Source organism: Rhodobacter lacus (assembly GCF_042683065.1).
Lineage (GTDB): Bacteria > Pseudomonadota > Alphaproteobacteria > Rhodobacterales > Rhodobacteraceae > Rhodobacter > Rhodobacter lacus.
On sequence record NZ_JBHUIX010000011.1, the window covers coordinates 230,004 to 247,857 of the forward strand.

The 17,854-nt window shown below is 65.5% G+C and carries 18 protein-coding genes; 6 read left to right on the forward strand and 12 right to left on the reverse strand.

Annotated features, from left to right (window positions below; genetic code table 11):
* The first annotated feature begins 104 nt into the window (after positions 1–104).
* Entirely contained in the window at positions 105–1,382 is a 1,278-nt protein-coding gene (locus ACFSM0_RS10700; RefSeq protein ID WP_377390160.1) for an OmpP1/FadL family transporter, read from the forward strand.
* Positions 1,383–1,449: 67 nt separating this feature from the next.
* On the opposite strand, the gene ACFSM0_RS10705 is transcribed toward ACFSM0_RS10700, so the two are convergent.
* The 4 genes from ACFSM0_RS10705 to ACFSM0_RS10720 all read right to left on the reverse strand — a co-directional run bounded on the left by ACFSM0_RS10705 (position 1,450) and on the right by ACFSM0_RS10720 (position 4,254).
* A complete protein-coding gene (locus ACFSM0_RS10705; RefSeq protein WP_377390162.1) occupies positions 1,450–1,593 on the reverse strand; it encodes a hypothetical protein in 144 nt (47 codons plus the stop codon).
* A 104-nt stretch (positions 1,594–1,697) separates the two neighbouring features.
* Positions 1,698–2,351, reverse strand: coding sequence for a GcrA family cell cycle regulator (locus tag ACFSM0_RS10710; RefSeq protein ID WP_377390163.1), 654 nt, complete (start codon positions 2,349–2,351; stop codon positions 1,698–1,700).
* A 151-nt stretch (positions 2,352–2,502) separates the two neighbouring features.
* On the reverse strand, positions 2,503–2,967 hold the full coding sequence (locus tag ACFSM0_RS10715) for an Lrp/AsnC family transcriptional regulator (protein WP_377390165.1): 465 nt from the start codon (positions 2,965–2,967) through the stop codon (positions 2,503–2,505).
* 3 nt (positions 2,968–2,970) lie between these two features.
* On the reverse strand, positions 2,971–4,254 hold the full coding sequence (locus ACFSM0_RS10720) for a 4-aminobutyrate--2-oxoglutarate transaminase (protein WP_377390167.1): 1,284 nt from the start codon (positions 4,252–4,254) through the stop codon (positions 2,971–2,973).
* A gap of 113 nt (positions 4,255–4,367) precedes the next feature.
* Here ACFSM0_RS10720 and ACFSM0_RS10725 point away from each other — a divergent pair, with 113 nt between their 5' ends.
* The 3 genes from ACFSM0_RS10725 (at position 4,368) to ACFSM0_RS10735 (ending at position 6,464) form a co-directional block, all read left to right on the forward strand.
* Complete coding sequence (locus ACFSM0_RS10725) at positions 4,368–5,204, forward strand: MerR family transcriptional regulator (RefSeq protein WP_377390169.1); 837 nt, start codon at positions 4,368–4,370, stop codon at positions 5,202–5,204.
* 69 nt (positions 5,205–5,273) lie between these two features.
* Positions 5,274–5,693 carry an META domain-containing protein gene (locus ACFSM0_RS10730; protein WP_377390171.1) on the forward strand — a complete coding sequence of 140 codons (420 nt, stop codon included), beginning with the start codon at positions 5,274–5,276 and terminating at the stop codon, positions 5,691–5,693.
* A 42-nt stretch (positions 5,694–5,735) separates the two neighbouring features.
* Positions 5,736–6,464, forward strand: a complete 729-nt coding sequence (locus tag ACFSM0_RS10735) for a rhomboid family intramembrane serine protease (RefSeq protein WP_377390173.1) — start codon at positions 5,736–5,738, stop codon at positions 6,462–6,464.
* Positions 6,465–6,468: 4 nt separating this feature from the next.
* On the opposite strand, the gene ACFSM0_RS10740 is transcribed toward ACFSM0_RS10735, so the two are convergent.
* From ACFSM0_RS10740 to pyk, 8 genes are all read right to left on the reverse strand, one after another.
* Positions 6,469–8,082 carry a GMC family oxidoreductase gene (locus tag ACFSM0_RS10740; protein WP_377390175.1) on the reverse strand — a complete coding sequence of 538 codons (1,614 nt, stop codon included), beginning with the start codon at positions 8,080–8,082 and terminating at the stop codon, positions 6,469–6,471.
* Positions 8,083–8,169: 87 nt separating this feature from the next.
* Positions 8,170–10,590: a phenylalanine--tRNA ligase subunit beta gene (gene pheT, locus ACFSM0_RS10745; protein WP_377390176.1), complete on the reverse strand. Its 2,421-nt coding sequence runs from the start codon at positions 10,588–10,590 to the stop codon at positions 8,170–8,172.
* Positions 10,587–11,222, reverse strand: coding sequence for a hypothetical protein (locus ACFSM0_RS10750; RefSeq protein WP_377390178.1), 636 nt, complete (start codon positions 11,220–11,222; stop codon positions 10,587–10,589). The genes pheT and ACFSM0_RS10750 overlap by 4 nt, the downstream gene beginning before the upstream one ends.
* Positions 11,219–12,301, reverse strand: a complete 1,083-nt coding sequence (gene pheS, locus ACFSM0_RS10755) for a phenylalanine--tRNA ligase subunit alpha (RefSeq protein ID WP_377390180.1) — start codon at positions 12,299–12,301, stop codon at positions 11,219–11,221. Before pheS ends, ACFSM0_RS10750 begins: the two co-directional genes overlap by 4 nt.
* A gap of 123 nt (positions 12,302–12,424) precedes the next feature.
* Positions 12,425–12,790, reverse strand: coding sequence for a 50S ribosomal protein L20 (gene rplT / locus ACFSM0_RS10760; protein ID WP_377390182.1), 366 nt, complete (start codon positions 12,788–12,790; stop codon positions 12,425–12,427).
* Positions 12,791–12,806: 16 nt separating this feature from the next.
* Positions 12,807–13,007 carry a 50S ribosomal protein L35 gene (gene rpmI / locus ACFSM0_RS10765; RefSeq protein ID WP_097068479.1) on the reverse strand — a complete coding sequence of 67 codons (201 nt, stop codon included), beginning with the start codon at positions 13,005–13,007 and terminating at the stop codon, positions 12,807–12,809.
* Positions 13,008–13,160: 153 nt separating this feature from the next.
* On the reverse strand, positions 13,161–13,391 hold the full coding sequence (locus tag ACFSM0_RS10770; protein ID WP_377390184.1) for a hypothetical protein: 231 nt from the start codon (positions 13,389–13,391) through the stop codon (positions 13,161–13,163).
* 55 nt (positions 13,392–13,446) lie between these two features.
* Entirely contained in the window at positions 13,447–14,892 is a 1,446-nt protein-coding gene (pyk, locus tag ACFSM0_RS10775; protein WP_377390186.1) for a pyruvate kinase, read from the reverse strand.
* Between the two features lie 133 nt (positions 14,893–15,025).
* Between pyk and ACFSM0_RS10780 the strand changes: the two genes are divergently transcribed.
* The gene (locus tag ACFSM0_RS10780) at positions 15,026–15,781 is read left to right on the forward strand and encodes an N-formylglutamate amidohydrolase (protein WP_377390188.1); all 756 of its coding nucleotides are present in this window, start codon (positions 15,026–15,028) and stop codon (positions 15,779–15,781) included.
* 146 nt (positions 15,782–15,927) lie between these two features.
* Complete coding sequence (locus ACFSM0_RS10785; RefSeq protein WP_377390190.1) at positions 15,928–17,781, forward strand: calcium-binding protein; 1,854 nt, start codon at positions 15,928–15,930, stop codon at positions 17,779–17,781.
* Positions 17,782–17,854: the final 73 nt, after the last annotated feature.

A 17,854-nucleotide genomic window follows, 5' to 3' on the forward strand; every position in this document is an offset into this window, starting at 1 on the left:
ACGGCACGGAATTGCTACTTTTGCGGCGCCTTGCGCAAGCGGGCCATGGCGGCTGCGCGCTCGGGAGAAGCGTGCACCGAGATCCGGTCCCGAGGGAGGATGTAATGAGTGCATTTTCAAGACCCCGCATCGCGGGCATGGTCGTGGTGTGCCTGACCGCCGCGCCGCCCCTATCCGCGAGCGCCACCGAGGGGTATTTCGCGCTCGGCTATGGCACGGCCCAGCGCGGCCTTGCCGGGACCGGCGTTGCCTTTTCCCAAGATGCGATGTCGGCGGCGATCAACCCGGCCTCGGTCGCCACGATCGGGCATGAGGTGAGCTTCGGGCTCGAACTCTTCGCCCCGAGCCGGGAGTTCACGACCGGCGCCACGGCGATGCTGCCCGCCAATACCACGGTGAAAAGCGGCCATGATCTCTTTGCGATCCCGAATTTCGCCTATAACCACCCGCTCGCAAACGGGGCGGTGCTCAACCTCGCGGTTTATGGCAACGGCGGGATGAACACCTCCTATCCCAATATGGCCAATGCCAATTGCGGCCCCTTCAGCGGCATTTTCTGCGCCGGAAAGGCGGGGGTGGACCTCACCCAGCTTTTCGTTTCCGGCACCTATGCCAAAAAGGCCGGGCCGTTGAGCTGGGGGATCGCGCCAACGCTGGCGGTACAAAGTTTCGCCGCGCGCGGGATCGGTTCGTTTGCGGGCTATTCGAGCGACCCCGCCCATATGACAAGCGGCAAGCATGAGCTTTCCTGGGGGGTCGGGCTGCGCGCCGGGGTGCAATATGATCTCAGCCCAGAGCTTACGCTTGGCCTTACCGGGCAGAGCAAGTTCAACATGAGCAAGTTCGAGGAGTATGCGGGCCTGTTCGAGAATGGCGGTGAATTCGACATTCCCGCCGCGGTGGCTGTTGGCGTGGCCTTCCGTGCAAGTCCTGCGGTCACGCTGCTCGCCGATTACCAGAAGATCTTTTACAGCGACGTGCCCGCGGTCGGAAACACCTCGACCACGCTCGGGCTTTTGCCTTTGGGCAGCGCGGGCGGGCCGGGCTTTGGCTGGCGCGATGTGGAAGTGGTCCGCATCGGTGCGGAGTGGCAGCAATCCCCCGATATGACCTGGCGCGCGGGCTATGCCCATGCCTCCAACCCGGTCCGCTCGGACGATGCGATGTTCAACGTCTTTGCGCCGGGCGTGGTGGAGGATCATTTCAGCCTGGGCGGCACGCGGCGGCTCAATGACCGCGACCGGCTTGATTTTGCGCTGAGCTATGTGGCCTCGAACAGCGTCAGCGGCTATGAGCGCACGCCCGCCAGCACCCCTGCGAGCACGATCAAATTGGAGATGCACCAGATTTCCGCCTCGATCGGCTGGAGCCGGAGGTTCTGAGAGCGCGCTTGGGAGAAGCTGTGTCGGGGCGAAGGCTTGCGCCCCGGGACAAGGCTCCGGTGGAGGGTCAGCCGAAGATCAACCGGGCAAAGAGCAGGAAACCGGCCGCGACGGCAATGCCGATCAGATAGGGGCGCGGTTCATTGAGCGTGCCGTAGCTCTCCCAATGGGTCCGCACAACTTGCCTGAGCGCCTGCAACAGCTTTTGCACGGTGGCCTGGCTCCGATGCGCTTGGCTGGCTCAATGCCATGATAAACAGACCTGCGCCCGACGTTGCATCCCGCCGGGCCGGGATCTGCTCCGCGCACACCTGCTCAGCGGCGGCGGTCGCGGCGCGCGCTCATCGGCTGGAACGCCACCGAGACATGCGCCTCGCAATAGGGTTTGCCGGGCTGGCTCGGCAGACCGCAGAAATAGAAATGATCCGTCGCCGGGTCGCCGATCGGCCATTTGCAGGTGCGCTCGGTCAGTTCCATCAGCGAGATCTTGCGGGCGCGTTTTTCCACCTCGCGCACCGAGGCGAGCGTCTCGGGGCTGATCTCGTTGAGCGAGGGCTGCGGCGGCAACGGCTGGCCCGCGGGCACGATGCCGGTCTTGCGCATCGCGGGCGCGGCGGGTTGCGGCGCGGGCGTGGGGCGAGGGGCCGCCGCCGCGGGCCGCACAACGGGTTCCAGCTCCGGCTCGGGTTCGGGCTCAGGGCGCGGCGCGCTCGCCGCTGCGGGCGCAGCCGTCGGGGCCGCCGGGGTCGGCTCAACGGCGGGCCGGGCGCTCGGCGCCGGGCTGGCGGCAGGCGCGGCAGTGGCCGCTGCAGGCGCCCCTTCGACACGGTTGGAAAGGCCCAGACGGTGCACCTTGCCGATCACCGCATTGCGGGTCACACCGCCAAGTTCCTTGGCGATCTGACTTGCCGATTGCCCCTCGGTCCACATCTTTTTGAGAAGCTCGACACGTTCATCGGTCCAGGACATCGACACACCTTCGCTTTGGCCCTTGCGGGTTCGCCTGTCGCCCCACGAGCGACTTTGCCCCATTTTAGCCGGGACGTGCCGAGATACAAGCAACGCGGTGGGATTTCAAGGCCCGCCGCGTTGCAAAGGCGCGCCGCACCGGGGCGGCGGCTCAGAACCGCGCCGCAGGCCGGCGCGACGAGAGTTGCAGGTTGGTCTCGGTACGGTTCACGCCCTCAAGGCGGCGGATCTGGGCAATCGTCTCATCCAGTTCGGAGAGCGAGCGCGCCCCGATCTCGGCGATCAGATCCCATTGCCCGTTCGTGGTATGCACCGCCTGCACCGGAGGCAGGCCGAGCAGGCGCGCGATCACCCGCTCGGTGGCGCGCCCGTCGACGGTGAGCAGCATCATGCCGCGCACCGGCGCCGAGGCGATGTCGGAGCGGGTGAGCACCGTGAAGCCCGCAATCTCGCCGCGCGCGGTGAGCCGCTCGATCCGGGCGCGCACGGTGGCGCGCGACAGGCCGAGCTGCGCGGCAAGGTCCGAGACCGCGGCGCGGCCATCGCGGCGCAGGGCGGCAATCAACCGCCCATCCGTCTCGTCGAGCCGGTCCGTTCCCGAGGCCTCGCCCCACATGGCTCAGCCCTTCGCCGCGAGGATCGAGGCCTCAAGGATGTCGAGCGCTTCCTCAAAGACCGCATCCGGGATGGTGAGCGGCGCGAGGAAGCGGATCACATTGCCATAAACGCCACAGGTGAGCAGGATCAGCCCGCGCTCAAGCGCCGCCTCGCGCACCCGGTTGGTGAACTCGGGGTTCGGCGTCTCGGTGCCGGCGACGTTGAACTCGACCGCGTTCATGAAGCCGGGGCCGCGGATGTCGATGATTTCCGGCACCGCATCACGCAGGGAGGCAAGGCGCTGCTTGAGCCGCCCGCCAAGGCGCTCGGCGCGCGCGCAAAGCGCTTCTTCCTCGATCACGTCGAGAACGGCATGCGCGGCGGCAACGGCAATCGGCGCGCCCGCATAGGTGCCGCCAAGCCCGCCGGGGCCGGGGCTGTCCATGATGTCCGCCTTGCCGGTCACTGCCGAGATCGGGAAACCACCGCCAAGGCCCTTCGCCATCGTCACGAGATCGGCGGCAACGCCATGGTGCTGCATCGCGAACAGCTTGCCGGTGCGGGCAAAGCCGGTCTGCACCTCATCGGCAATCAGCACGATGCCGGTCTTGTCGCAGATTTCGCGCAGCTTTTGCATGAACCCTTCGGGCACCGGGTAGAAGCCCCCCTCCCCCTGCACCGGCTCGACGATGATCGCGGCCACGCGCGTGGGCTCGATATCGGCCTTGAAAAGGCGCTCAAGCGCGGCCACCGCATCCTCGCCGCTCACCCCATGCAGCGGGCAGGGGAAGGGCAGGTGCCAGACATCGTTCATCATCGGGCCAAAGCCGGTCTTGTAGGGGGCGACCTTGCCGGTGAGCGTCATGCCCATGAAGGTGCGGCCATGGAACCCGCCGGCAAAGGCAACGATGCCCGCGCGGCCGGTGTAATGGCGCGCGATCTTCACCGCGTTTTCAACGGCTTCGGCGCCGGTGGTGGCAAAGATCGTCTTTTTCGCAAAATCGCCCGGCACGGCGGCGTTGAGCCGTTCGGCGAGGGCGATGTAATTCTCGTAGGGCACGACCTGATGGCAGGTATGGGTGAACGCGTCGAGCTGGCGCTTCACCGCCTCGATCACTTTCGGGTGGCGGTGCCCGGTGTTGACCACCGCGATCCCGGCGGCAAAGTCGATATAGCGGGTGCCGTTCTTGTCCCAGATCTCGGCGTTTTCAGCGCGTTCGGCGTAGATCTGCGTCGTCATGCCCACGCCCTTGGCAATGGCGTCAATGCGGCGGCGGCTGAGGTCGGGGGAAGTTTGCACGGTCATGGGGGGCTCCGATTCGAGATGCCCCATCCTATCCTTACTTTGCATTTTTTCTGCAAGAAAATTCTTGGCAATCGGCGTGGCCCCCGCCATCTTCTGCGCGTATGGCTGAAATGATGACCGACTCACCCGCAGATACGCCCCAAGACCCTGGCTCCGAGGCCGCGCCGATGTTCCGGGTGACGGAGGCGGCCCGCGCGGCGGGCGTTGCCCCGTCCACGCTGCGGTTGTGGGAAACGCAGGGCCTGATCGCGCCGCAGCGCCGCGCGTCGGGGCAAAGGCTCTATTCAGAAGCGGATGTCGCCCAGCTTCAGCGCATCGCATATCTGCGCCGGGCGGCGGGGCTCAATCCGGCGGCAATCCGCGCCACGCTTGAGGCCGAGAGCACCGCCCCCGCCCCGGCCGAAATCATCAATGAACCGCTTGGCCATGCGCTGCGCCAATTGCGCCAAAGCCGCAGCGAAACGCTTGAAGCGGTGGCGCAAAACCTTGGTGTCTCCGCCTCTGCCCTCTCCACGCTTGAGCGCACCGGCGCGGGGGTGAGCTTCAAGACGCTTGCCGATCTCGCGCAATATTACGGCACCACCGTATCGCGCCTTTCCGGGCAGGACGAAATCGGCCAACCCGTCGTGCGGGCGGGCCAGGCCCGCACCTGGCCGATGCCGGTGGCGGGGGTGCGCATCGAAGTGCTTGCCGAAGGGCGACGGCAGATGGATTGCCACCGCTTCATCCTCGCCCCCGGCGCGGCCTCCGAAGGCGGTTACGGCCATGACGGCGAGGAATTCATCACCGTGCTGGAGGGGCGCTTCCGGCTCACCCTCGACGGGGTCGAAGTGCATGAGCTTGGCCCCGGCGACAGCATCTATTTTGAAAGCCGTCGGCCCCATGCCTGGGCCAATGCCGCCGACGGGCGCACCGTGGTGATCTGGGTCAACACGCCCCCCACCTTCTGAGCCACACCTTTGCGTGAGGCCCTTGCGATACGCCCCTGCCCCCGCCACTCTGCCCGAAAAGGAGTGCCCATGCGCCCGATCCTGATGACCTTTTGTGCCGCACTTGCCCTTGCCGGATGCAAGGAGGAGGGCGCAAAGCCCACCACTGACCCGCTCAACCTGCTCGATCATGCGGTGGAGTGGCATGTGACCGAGATCGACGGCACCGCGGTGCCCGCGGGGGTTGAGGTGACGATCGAAGCCCCCGAGCCGGGCCGGATCGCGGGCCGCTCGGGCTGCAACCGCTTCTCGGCTCCGGTCGAGATGCGCGAGAACCTGCTCCATGTCGGCGGGCTCGCGGGCACGCGAATGATGTGCGACCCCGCCACGATGGTGGTGGAACGCGCCTTTCACTCCACCATCGGCCGCGCCAAGGGGCTGCGGCTTTCGGGGGAAGTGCTCGAGTTCACCGACATGGAGAACCAGCCGCTGCTCCGGGCGCATAAATAGGCCCGGCTTGACGGCCTCGCCGGTTTCGGAAAGGCTCGCCCCATGTTCCCGATCCGCGACCACAACCCCTCAAACCGCACGCCCTGGGTCACCTGGACGCTGATTGCCCTCAATTGCCTCGTCTATCTGTTGACCGCGGACTGGGGCGGGCAGATGCGCGGCCTCTGGGCCTGGGGGGCACTTTACCCCGATGCGGTAACGCATGGCTTTTACCTGCATGGGCTCTTTACCTATATGTTCCTGCATGCAGGGCTCATGCATATCGGCGGCAACATGCTGTTTTTATGGGTGTTTGGCGACAACCTCGAAGATCAGCTCGGCCCGCTCGGGTTTTTGCTCTTTTACCTCGCGGGCGGTCTCGCCGCGGCGGGGGCACAGATCGCGCTTGATCCGTGGAGCCCGGTGCCGATGGTCGGCGCCTCGGGGGCGATTGCCGCGGTGATGGGCGGGTATCTGCTGATGTTTCCGCGCGCGCGCGTCGACATTCTGGTGATCCTGATCATCGTCTACAAGATCTTCACGATCCGCGCCTGGATCGTGCTTGGCTTCTGGTTCGGGCTGCAGCTTCTCAACAGCCTCGGCGCGTCAAGCGATGGCGTGGCCTATATCGCCCATATCGGCGGCTTTCTGGCGGGGCTCGCGATGGTGCTGCCGCTGTTCCTTGCGCGCGGCGGCCCGGCGTTCTGGCGCGACACGCAAGGCCAGCCGCCGCACCCCTCGATTGATTATGTCGCCACCACGGTGCCGGTGGTACGGCGCCGGAAGCGCTGAGGGCTCACGCCCCCTTGCGCGCCCGGCGGATGAAATCGGCGGCGCGCTCGGCAATCATGATCGTCGGCGCATTGGTGTTGCCGCCCACCACCTGCGGCATCACCGAGGCATCGACCACGCGCAGCCCCGCCACCCCATGCACTTTCAGAGACGGATCGACGACCGCCCCCGCATCCGTCCCCATCCGGCAGGTGCCCACGGGGTGATAAACCGTATCGGCGCGGGCGCGAATATCGGCCATGATCGCACGCTCCGAGCCATCATGCGGGTAGAGCCGCCTGCCCCGCCACGGCGCCAGCGGGGCCGCGGTCACGATCTGTTCCAAAAGCCGCGCAGCGCGCAGCATCACCTCTTCGTCGCGCGGATCGGCCAGAAAGGCCGGGTCGATCAACGGGGCGCGGCGCGGGTTTTGGGAGGCGAGGCGCAGGCTGCCGCGCGACCGGGGGCGCAGCGCGCAGATATGCGCCGACCAGCCATCGGAAATATGCAGCTTGCGCATGTGCTGATCGACGATCCCGGTGACAAAATGGATCTGCAAATCCGGGATCTCGATCTCGGGGGAAGAGCGCAGGAAGGCCCCGCCCTCCGCCATCGGCGAGGCAAAAAGCCCTTCGCCATGCCTGCGCCAGCCGCCCGCCGCGCGCGCCAGCCGCATCAGCCCGCGCGGATTGAGCCCCACAACATCGCGCCGCGGCGAGGTGTAGGAGAGGATGTAATCGAGATGGTCGTGCAGGTTCCGCCCCACGCCGGGCAGATCATGCACCACCGCAATACCGCGCTCGCGCAGATGCGCGCCGGGGCCGATGCCCGACAGCATCAGCAGCTGCGGCGAGCCAAAGGCGCCTGCCGACAGGATCACCTCGGCCCGCGCCTCAAGGCGCAGTTTCTCGCCGCCCCGCCGCACCTCGGCCCCGATCGCGCGACCGCCCGCGATCAGCACCTTCTCGGCGCGGCAACCGGTCAGCACGGTGAGGTTCGGCCGCCCCGTCACCGGATGCAGATAGGCGGCCGCAGCCGAGCAGCGCTCGCCCTTTTTCGGCCCGTCCCAGAATTGCGTGACCTGATAGAGCCCCGCCCCCTCCTGCACCGGCCCGTTGAAATCATCGTTCTCGGGGCAGTGCACCGCGGCGCAGGCCTCGATGAAGGCGCGGGAGATCTTGCGGGGGCGCCGTTGGTCGCCCACCTGCAGGGGCCCTGTCGCCCCATGCAGGTCCGAGGCGCCGCGCATGTTGCGCTCGGCGCGCAAAAACCACGGCAGGCAAGAGGCCCAGTCCCAGCCCACAGCCCCCATCGCGGCCCAATGGTCATAATCGGAGGGGTGGCCGCGCACATAGAGCATCGCATTGATGGCGGAAGAGCCGCCCAGCCCCCTGCCCCGCGGCTGAAAGCCCCGCCGCCCGTTCAGCCCCGGCTGCGGCACGGTCTGCAGCGCCCAGTTATGCGCGCGCAAATACCCCGGCACCAGCGCCGCCACGAGCGCGGGCGCGCGCACGAGAATATCTGTTGCCGCGTTCCCCGCCTCGACAAGGCACACGCGCACCTCGGCCTCCTCGCTCAGCCGTGCGGCCAAAACCGCGCCCGCCGAACCTCCGCCCAAAATCACATAGTCAAAAATCATCAGGCTCCCCCCCGGATGGGAGAGAGCCTACCCTGTTTTTGCCCGTTGCGAAGCGTGACCTGCGTCACCTGCCGCAAGGTTTTTTGCTCACTTGCGCTGCGCGCCGCCGGTCGCCTTGGTGACCTTGTCGACCACCTTTTGCGCCACCGCCTCGATCTCGGCATCGGTCAGCGTCTTGTCGCGCGGCTGCAGCCGGATCGACAGCGCGATCGACTTTTTGCCCGCGCCCATCTGCTCTTCCGCCTTGGCGCCGGTGAACTGGTCAAAGACCGAGACGTGATCGATCAGCGCCTTGTCGGCGCCATAGGCGGCATTGACCGCGGTGATCGCCTCGACATGGCTGTCGACGACAAAGGCGAAATCGCGCTCAACCGCATGCAGGCCAGAAAGCGCAAGCGCCGGACGGGTCGGCGTTTTCACCTTCGGGAAGGGCACGGCGGCGATCTGGATCGTGAAGGCGACCGCAGGCCCCTTCACCCCCATCTCGCGCAGCACTTTCGGGTGCAGCTCGCCAAAGCTTGCCAGCACATTCGGCCCAAGCGCAATGGTGCCCGACCGGCCCGGATGGAACCACGCCGCCACCTTGCGGGTGATCTGCGCACGCGCGGGCGCGCCGATGGCCGACAACACCGCCTCGGCATCGGCCTTGGCGTCATACAGATCGACCGGGCGGCGCGAGCCCCAGGGGTCGCGCGGGGCGGCAGCCCCCACAAGCAGGCCCGCCGCCTGAAGGAGTTGATCGCCCGGCTCGCCGCCGCTGAAGGCGGGGCCCACCTCGAAGAGCGCGAGATCGGCAAAGCCGCGCGCCTGATTGCGCGCCGCGGCCTGCAAAAGCCCCGGCAGCAGGTCGGGGCGCAGATGCGTCATTTCCGAGGAAATCGGGTTTTCGAGCCGCGTCGCCTCCTGCCCGCCGCCAAAGATCGTGGCCGAGGCCGCGTCGATGAAGCTGTAGGTCACGCATTCGTTGTAGCCGAGCGCGGCAATCGTGCGCCGCACGGTCTTTTCGCGCACCTGCAACGGCGTCAGGATCGGGCCGGGCACGCCGGTCGTCTCCCGCGCCATGGGCTTGCCCTCAAGCTTGGTGAGCGAGGCGATGCGCGCCACCTCTTCCACCAGATCGGCCTCGCCCAGCACATCGGGGCGCCAGCTTGGCGGGCTGACCATGTTCCCCTCGAACGTGAAGCCAAGCGCCTCCAGCGTGGCGCGTTGCGTGGCCTCGGGGATCTCCATGCCGACGAGCGAGATCACCCGCGCCGGGTCAAGCTTGTAGGCGCGGCGCGTCTCAAGCGCGGCGCCATCGCTCACCACCTCCGAGGCCTCGCCGCCGCACAGGTCAAGCACCATCTGCGTGGCCAGCTCCAGCCCGGGCAGGGTGAACTCCGGGTCCACGCCGCGCTCGAAGCGGTAGCGCGCATCCGAGGTGATTTTGAGCGCGCGGCCCGTGGCGGCGATGGTGATCGGGTCCCAATAGGCGCTTTCAAGGAAGACATCGGTGGTCGCCTCGGTGCAGCCCGAAAGCTCGCCCCCCATCACGCCCGCAAGGCTCTCGGGGCCCGCGTCGTCGCAAATCACCATCTGGCCGGGGCGGAGCGTATAGGTCTTGCCGTCCAGCGCCAAAAGCTCCTCGCCCCCCGCCGCCGGGACGATGCGCAGATCGCCTGTCACCTTCGCCGCGTCAAACACATGGAGCGGGCGGTTCAGGTCATAGGTGAAATAGTTGGTGATGTCGACGAGCGTCGAGATCGGGCGCAGGCCGATGGCGATGAGCCGGGCTTGCAGCCAGGCCGGGCTCGGCCCGTTCTTCACGCCGCGGATCAGCCGGCCGGTGAAATGCGGGCAGCCCTTGTCCTTGAGCCCCGCGTCAATCGCCACCTTGATCGGGCTGGCAAAGCCACCCGGCACCGGCTCGATGGCGAGCGGCTTCAGCGTGCCAAGGCCGCGCGCGGCAAGGTCGCGCGCCACGCCGCGCACGCCCAGAGCATCGGGGCGGTTCGGTGTGATCTTGATATGGATCATCGGGTCCACCGCCTCGGGGCGGTTTTCCGCCAGCCAGTCGATGAATTTGCAGCCCACTTCCGAATTCAGGCTGTCTTCGGGCAGCTCGATGATGCCGTTATGCTCGTCAGAAAGCTCCAGCTCGCGCTCGGAGCACATCATGCCATGGCTCTCGACGCCGCGGATCTTGCCCACGCCCAGGGTGGTGTCGATGCCGGGCACATAATCGCCGGGTTTGGCGAGCACAACGGTGATGCCCGCCCGCGCATTCGGCGCGCCGCAAACGATGACCTTCTCGCCCTCGTCGGTGAGCACCTTGCACACCCGGAGCTTGTCGGCATCGGGGTGTTTTTCGGCATGCAGCACCTTGGCGATGGTGAAGGGGGCAAGCTTGGCGCCCGGGTTCACCACCTCTTCAACCTCAAGGCCAAGGTCGGTCAGCGCATCGGCGATCTCTTCGACCGAGGCCTCGGTTGCGAGATGGTCTTTCAGCCAGGAGAGGGTGAATTTCATTTTTTCCCTTTCGTGCGAGCAGGCAACTTGTAAAGCAAGGCCAAGGCCTCTTGCTCTTTGCCAATTGGCTCTTCATGAAGAAGACTTTTTCTGGAGACTAAGAGCGCTTCTAGCAGTGCTTCTTTTGCGACTTCGTAAGTATGGTCTCTGGTTGCCTTATTGGCAGCCTTGACAGTTTCCGAAGAATTTAGCGTCTCCAGATAGGATTTAACTGCACTGTGATAGGCGATCAGGGCCTGCTGCAACCTCATGCATGCGTGAAGGCTATCTCCGGCAACGAATAGACTTAACTCTGCCTTCGCTGCGTTCAGAGCATCAAATGTATCCTTTGGCTGCTTATATTCTACAGCTTTTGCAAGTCGTCCCAAATCAACGAAGTAATTCTCGCTTGCAGTAAGGAAGGAGCGCAAGATAGTCCGTCTTTCCTCGTCGACCTGCACATCTCTATCCTTCTGCTTTTGCCACGGATAGGCAACAATTGCTCCAAGTGCAGCAACACCGACAAGGAAGTCCCCTATATTCGAGAGGGAATCCAGCAATTTCTCCCAATTCACGAGCTGGTTTGCTCCGCTGACGATCACAAGTGTTACCAGCAATAGTGAATACAATTGCCCCCAGACCAGCCCTTTCACTTACTCAACCCCCCGAACACCGTCGGCAGATCGAGCGGCGCAAACCCGTAGTGTTTCAACCACCGCAAATCGCTCTCGAAGAACGCGCGCAGGTCGGGGATGCCGTATTTCAGCATCGCGATCCGGTCGATGCCCATGCCAAAGGCAAAGCCTTGCCATTCGTTCGGGTCGATCCCGCCTGCGGCGAGCACCTTGGGTTGCATCATGCCCGAGCCGAGAATTTCGAGCCACGAATTGCCCTCGCCGATCTTCAACTGCCCGCCTTCCCACGAGCAGCGGATATCCACCTCGGCGGAGGGTTCGGTGAAGGGGAAGTGGCTGGCGCGGAAGCGCAGCTCGACCGAGGGCACCTCAAAGAAGGTCTTGCAGAATTCCTCGAGCACCCATTTCAGGTTCGCCATCGAGATATCCTTGCCAATCGCCATGCCCTCGACCTGGTGGAACATCGGCGCATGGGTCTGGTCCATGTCCATCCGGTAGACCCGGCCCGGCGCGATCACGCGAATGGGCGCGCCGCGCTCCTGCATCGCGCGGATTTGCACCGGCGAGGTGTGGGTGCGCAGCACATGGGGCGGGCGCGGGTCGGCGGGGTCGCGCGCCATGAAGAATGTGTCATGCTCTTGCCGGGCGGGGTGCTCGGGGGCGATGTTGAGCGCGTCGAAGTTATACCAGTCGCTCTCCACCTGCGGGCCTTCAGCCACGGCAAAGCCCATATCGGCAAAGATCGCCGTCACCTCGTCCATCACCTGAGACACGGGGTGGATCGTGCCCTGACGGCGCGGGCGGCCCGGCAGCGTGACATCGAGCCATTCCGATTTCAGCCGCGCATCGAGCGCGGCATCGGCCAGCGCCTCTTTTTTGGCGCGCAGCGCCGCGTCGATCTCGTCTTTCAGGCGGTTCAATGCAGCGCCGGTGGTGGTGCGCTCTTCCGGGCTCATCTTGCCGAGCTCGCGCATTTTCAGGCTGATCTCGCCCTTCTTGCCCAGCGCGGCAAGGCGCAGCTCTTCCAGCCCCGCCTCGTCGGAAGCGGCACCGATGCCTTCGAGATATTTCGCCTTGAGCACATCGAGCGCGGTCATGAAGTCTCTCCTTGGTGGGCTGGGCTGTTCATACCGCGCCCGGCCCCGAATTCAAGCGGATGAAAGCAAAACCCCCGCGACGGCGGGTGCCGCGCGGGGGTTCGAGTTCCCGAAAGCGGGAAATTACGCAGCCGCGGCAGCCTTCGCCTTTTCGACGATGGCCGCAAAAGCTTCGGGCTCGGCGATCGCGAGATCGGCCAGAACCTTGCGGTCCACCTCGATCCCGGCGAGCGCCAGACCGTTGATGAAGCGCGAATAGGTCATTTCCAGATCGCAGGCGCGGACAGCCGCGTTGATGCGCTGGATCCACAGCGCGCGGAAGTTGCGTTTGCGCTGTTTACGGTCGCGGGTGGCGTATTGGTTCGCCTTGTCGACAGCCTGAGTGGCGGTGCGGAAGTTGCGCGAGCGGGCCGAGTAGTAGCCTTTCGCCTTCTTCAGGACTTTCTTGTGCGAGGCGTGAGTAACCTTGCCGGATTTGACGCGGGACATGTTTCAGGCCTCCAGATCAGCGGTTGTAGGGCATGTATTTTTTGACGATCTTCGCGTCCGCATCGGACAGGATCATCGTGCCCGCGCTGTCGCGGATGAACTTGGTCGTGCGCTTGATCATGCCGTGGCGTTTGCCCGCCGGGCCGGCGATGACCTTGCCGGTCGCCGTGAATTTGAACCGCTTTTTGGCGGCCGATTTGGTCTTCATCTTGGGCATTTTCATCTCCTTTTCGAGAGTGAACGCACGACTCGGCATGCCACTCGTGGCCGGCCGTGCGGGGTAGGTGGGCGCGTTTAGACCGGGCGCGGCGGTTTGGCAAGGGAAAATGGATCTCCGGCCTTAATCCGGGGCCCGATCCGGGCGCCGCTCTCAGCGGCCGAGAATCTCGGCCAGAACCCGGGTGAAGGCTTCGGGGATCTGCGCGGGCGTGTAGCCGCCCGGGCGCGTTGCAAAGGCGTAGAGAATCAACCCGCCGCCCACGAGAACCGCAACAGCGGCAGAGCGCGGCGGGCGGCTCTCGGCAAAAGCAGAGAGCACGCCGGGGATCGCGAAGGCCGACACGATAATGCCGAGAACAAGGTAGATATCGGCATCCAGCATGGCGCCCCCCCCCCCAAGATCCTTATCGGGCCTTATCGGGCCTTATCGGGGCAGGTTACTCCGGGTCCGTGCGGTAGATCAACCGCTCGTCGCAGGGCGCCACGCGCAGAATGTTCGTGGTGCCCTGCACGTTGAAGGGCACGCCTGCGATGACGATGATCTGATGGCTCTCATCGGCAAAACCATAGTCGCGCGCGGCGCGGGCGGCATTGACCACCGCTTCCTTGAACCGGCTCACCTCGTCGCAGCGCACCGCATGCACGCCCCAGTTGAGGCAAAGCTTGCGCAGCGTCTGGGTGATCGGCGACAGCGCGATGATCGGCACCCGCGGGCGCTCGCGGCACACGAGCCCGACGGTCTTGCCCGATTGCGTGTAGCAGCAGATCGCCGAAACATCGGTGGTTTCGGCGATTTCACGCGCTGCCGCCACGATCCCGTCCGTCACGGTCTGGCGCACTGCGGAGCGGCTCGCCTCGATGATGTCGCGGAAGGTCAGATCGCTCTCGACCGATTTCGCCACGGCGTTCATCGTCTGCACCGCCTCGACCGGGTAGCGCCCCGCGGCGGATTCCGCCGAGAGCATGATCGCATCGGTGCCCTCGTAGATTGCGGTCGCCACGTCAGAGACTTCGGCGCGGGTGGGCATCGGGCTCTCGATCATGCTTTCGAGCATCTGCGTTGCCACGATCACCGGCTTGGCCGCCGCGCGGCATTTGCGGATGAGCCGCTTCTGGATCGGCGGCACCGCCTCGACCGGGAGTTCGACGCCAAGATCGCCGCGCGCAACCATGATGCCATCGGAGACCTTGAGGATCTCGTCAAAGGCGCGTTCGGCGGCGGGTTTCTCGATTTTCGAAAGCACCTGAGCGCGGCCCTTGGCCAATGTCTTCGCCTCGATCACGTCTTCGGCGCGCTGCACGAAGCTCAGCGCCAGCCAGTCGGCCCCGAGCTCGCAGGCGAATTCCAGATCGACCCGGTCCTTTTCCGAAAGCGCGGCGAGCGGCAGCACCACGTCGGGCACGTTCACGCCCTTGCGGTTGGAGATCGTGCCGCCCACCATCACCTCGCAATTGGCGAAATCGGGGCCGCAGTCGATCACCTTGAGGCGGATCTTGCCGTCATTGACCAAAAGCCGGGCGCCCTCTTCGAGCGCGGCGAAGATCTCGGGATGCGGCAGGCAAACGCGGTGGCTGTCGCCCTCGGTCGGGTCGAGATCGAGGCGGAACATCTGCCCCTCTTCAAGCTCGGCAGCGACGGCGGCAAAGGTGCCCACGCGCAGCTTCGGCCCCTGAAGGTCGGCAAGCACCGCCACCGGGCGGCCGGTATCGGCCTCGATCTGGCGGATGATGTCGTAGCGCGCCCGATGCTCATCGTGGCTGCCATGGCTCATGTTGAGGCGGAAAACGTCCGCGCCTGCCTCGAACAATGCGCGGATGGTCTTGTAGTCAGCGGATGCGGGGCCGAGCGTGGCCACGATCTTGACGTTGCGAAGGCGTCTCATGCGTCCTCGATTGTTCAGGGTTAAATCATTTCGCGGGCCGGGGCTATCTATGGCGCAAAAAGTCGCACAGGGCAACTGGCACTCAGGCACCGGCGGGCGTAAATCTGTTGTGAAACACAATGACGAAGAAACCATGACCGCGCCTGCTCCCTTTCATCAAATCACCGAAAATCGTCCCTCGCGCTGGCTTGTCACCGTGGATCACGCGACCAACCGGGTGCCCGACTGGGTGGCGGGAGGAGATCTGGGGCTGCCTGCGGCAGAGATGGGGCGCCACATCGCCTATGACATCGGCGCGCTGGGGCTCGGGCGCTGCCTGGCCGAACATCTCGCGGCGCCGGTGATCTGGTCGAATTTCTCCCGCCTCGTGATCGACCCGAACCGCGGCGAGGATGACCCGACTCTCGTGATGCAGCTCTACGACGGGACGGTGATCCCGGCAAACCGGGGCATTTCGGATGCCGGGGTGGAGGAGCGGCTCGCCCGCCTGCACCGCCCCTATCATGAGGCGCTGGAAGCGCTTGCGGCAGCGCGCGCCGACCGGGTGCTTTGCGCGATCCATTCCTTCACGCCGCAGTTGCGCGGCCGTGCCCCGCGGCCTTGGGAAGTGGGCGTGCTGCATTCCCATCTCGACAGCCGCCTTGCGCTGCCGTTGATTGCCGCGCTCGCGGAGGCGGGCATCTGCGTGGGTGACAACGAGCCTTACTCGGGGCATCTTGCGGGGGATAGTGTCGATCGTCACGCCTTGCGCCCCGGTCGGCGCCCCGGTCGGCCCAATGTGCTGATCGAACTGCGGCAAGATCTGATCGCGGACGAATCGGGACAGCGCATCTGGGCCGCGCGCCTCGCCCCGATCCTCACCGCCGTTCTGGCACGCTGCCCGCTCTGAGCCCCCGCCAAAGGCAAAACAATCGTGTCGCTTTTGACCTATTGTTTCCGCATTTTTTCATTTTAGCCAAGTAGTTTACCCGGCCCTTGCCACATTTGCGCCCAAAGGCGTAACGTGCCGTTAAACTTTTATTAACGGAGTCCGATATGGGCAGTGTCATTCTGATGTCTCTGTTTCCGATCCTTCTGGCCGGTATCGTTATGGTCAGTGACGACGATGATCACGACGACAATGACACGGGCGGCGGCGGCGGCCAGACCCCCGAAGTGCCGAGCGATGCAATCTGGGGCACTGACGCGGACGAGAGCATCGCGGGCACCGACGACGATGATTACATCGACGCCGGTCATGGCAACGACACTGTGGTTGGCGGCGCGGGCAATGACGTGCTGCGCGGCAACCTCGGCGCGGATACACTTTTTGACGATACCGGCGCCGATACGCTCAATGGCGGTTACGGCGGCGACACGCTTTATGCCGTCGATGCCGATGGCGAGGGTGCGGCCCCCGACCTGCTTGAAGGCGGCGGCAATGATGACGTGCTGATGGGCGACAACGGCGACACGATGACCGGTGGCGATGGTGACGATGCCTATTCGCTGCGCTGGAGCACGGGCGATGACCCGGTGACGGTGACCGATTACAACGCCGGTGCCGACACGACCGAGGGTGGAGAGGCGGTTCTGGTCTCTGTGGAAAGTTACACCGAGGGCACCGAATTCTCGCTCGTCGAGGATGACAATGGCGTTGCGCTCTCGCTCGGTGGTGAACAGGTGGCCTATTTCGAAGGGGCAACGGCGGCGGAGCTTGACGGCAATGTCGCCCTCACCGCCGATGATTTCGACGAGGGGGTTTATGTTTATGCCCGCGTTCCGGGCGAGACCGAGGATGGCACCGACGCTGCGGATAACATGAGTGGCACCGATCTTGACGATACCTTCGACGGGCTGGGGGGCGATGACACGATCACCGGGCTTGCGGGGCAGGATCTGCTCTCTGGCGGCACCGGAGCGGATGAGATCTCCGGCGGCGACGGCCTCGACACGCTTTATGGCGGCGACGGGGACGACACCCTCTCGGGCGATGCGGGCATTGACAGCATCGACGGCGGCGCGGGCGATGACAGCCTCCTTGGCGGCACGGAGAACGACTACCTCTCGGGGGGCGACGGGGCCGATACGCTCTCGGGCGATGCGGGCGATGATGCGCTCCTGGGCGGTGCCGGCACAGACCAGCTCTCGGGCGGCGACGGCGATGACAGCCTTGCGGGCGGCACCGAGGCGGACGCGCTTGCGGGCGATGCCGGCAATGACCTGCTTCTGGGCGGGGCGGGCAATGACGTGCTCGACGGCGGCTCGGGCGACGACAGCCTCTCGGGCGAAGACGGCGATGACACGCTCACCGGCGCGGCCGGGTTCGACATGCTCGTGGGCGGCGCGGGCAATGACCGTCTCGACGGTGGCACCGAGGGTGATTCGCTTGATGGTGGCGCGGGCGACGACACGCTGATCGGTGGCGATGGCTGGGATACGCTGATCGACACCGAGGGCACCAACCTGCTCGATGGTGGCTATGGCGCCGACGTGATCCTCTCGGGCGGCTTGGCCGACACGCTTTTGGGCGGGGGCGGTGACGACCTTCTGGTGGCGGTCGAGACCGGCACCACGGGGTCGGTCTCGGTGCTGGATGGCGGCTACGGCGCCGATACGCTCTCGGGGATGGATGGCGACATCCTCACCGGCGGGCTCGGTGAAGACAGCTTTGTTGTTTCCACCGACAATACCGGCCTCGATCCGGTCCATGTGACCGATTTCAACGCCAAGCAAGACGGGATCGAGGTGGTGACCACCGCCGCCACCGGAACCATCACCACCGCGCTCTATGGCACCGACAGCACCCTGATCAGCCTCGATGGCGCGGGGCTGATGGTGATCGACGGCGTGCTGCCGGCAGACCTGCCGCTCACCTCGATCACGCTGCGCACCACCGCCGCGGCCTGATCTGGCCCCAACGCATTGCCCCCGGGCATGAGCCCGGGGGTTTTCCTTTGCCCGCGCCGCATGCCAATCTTGC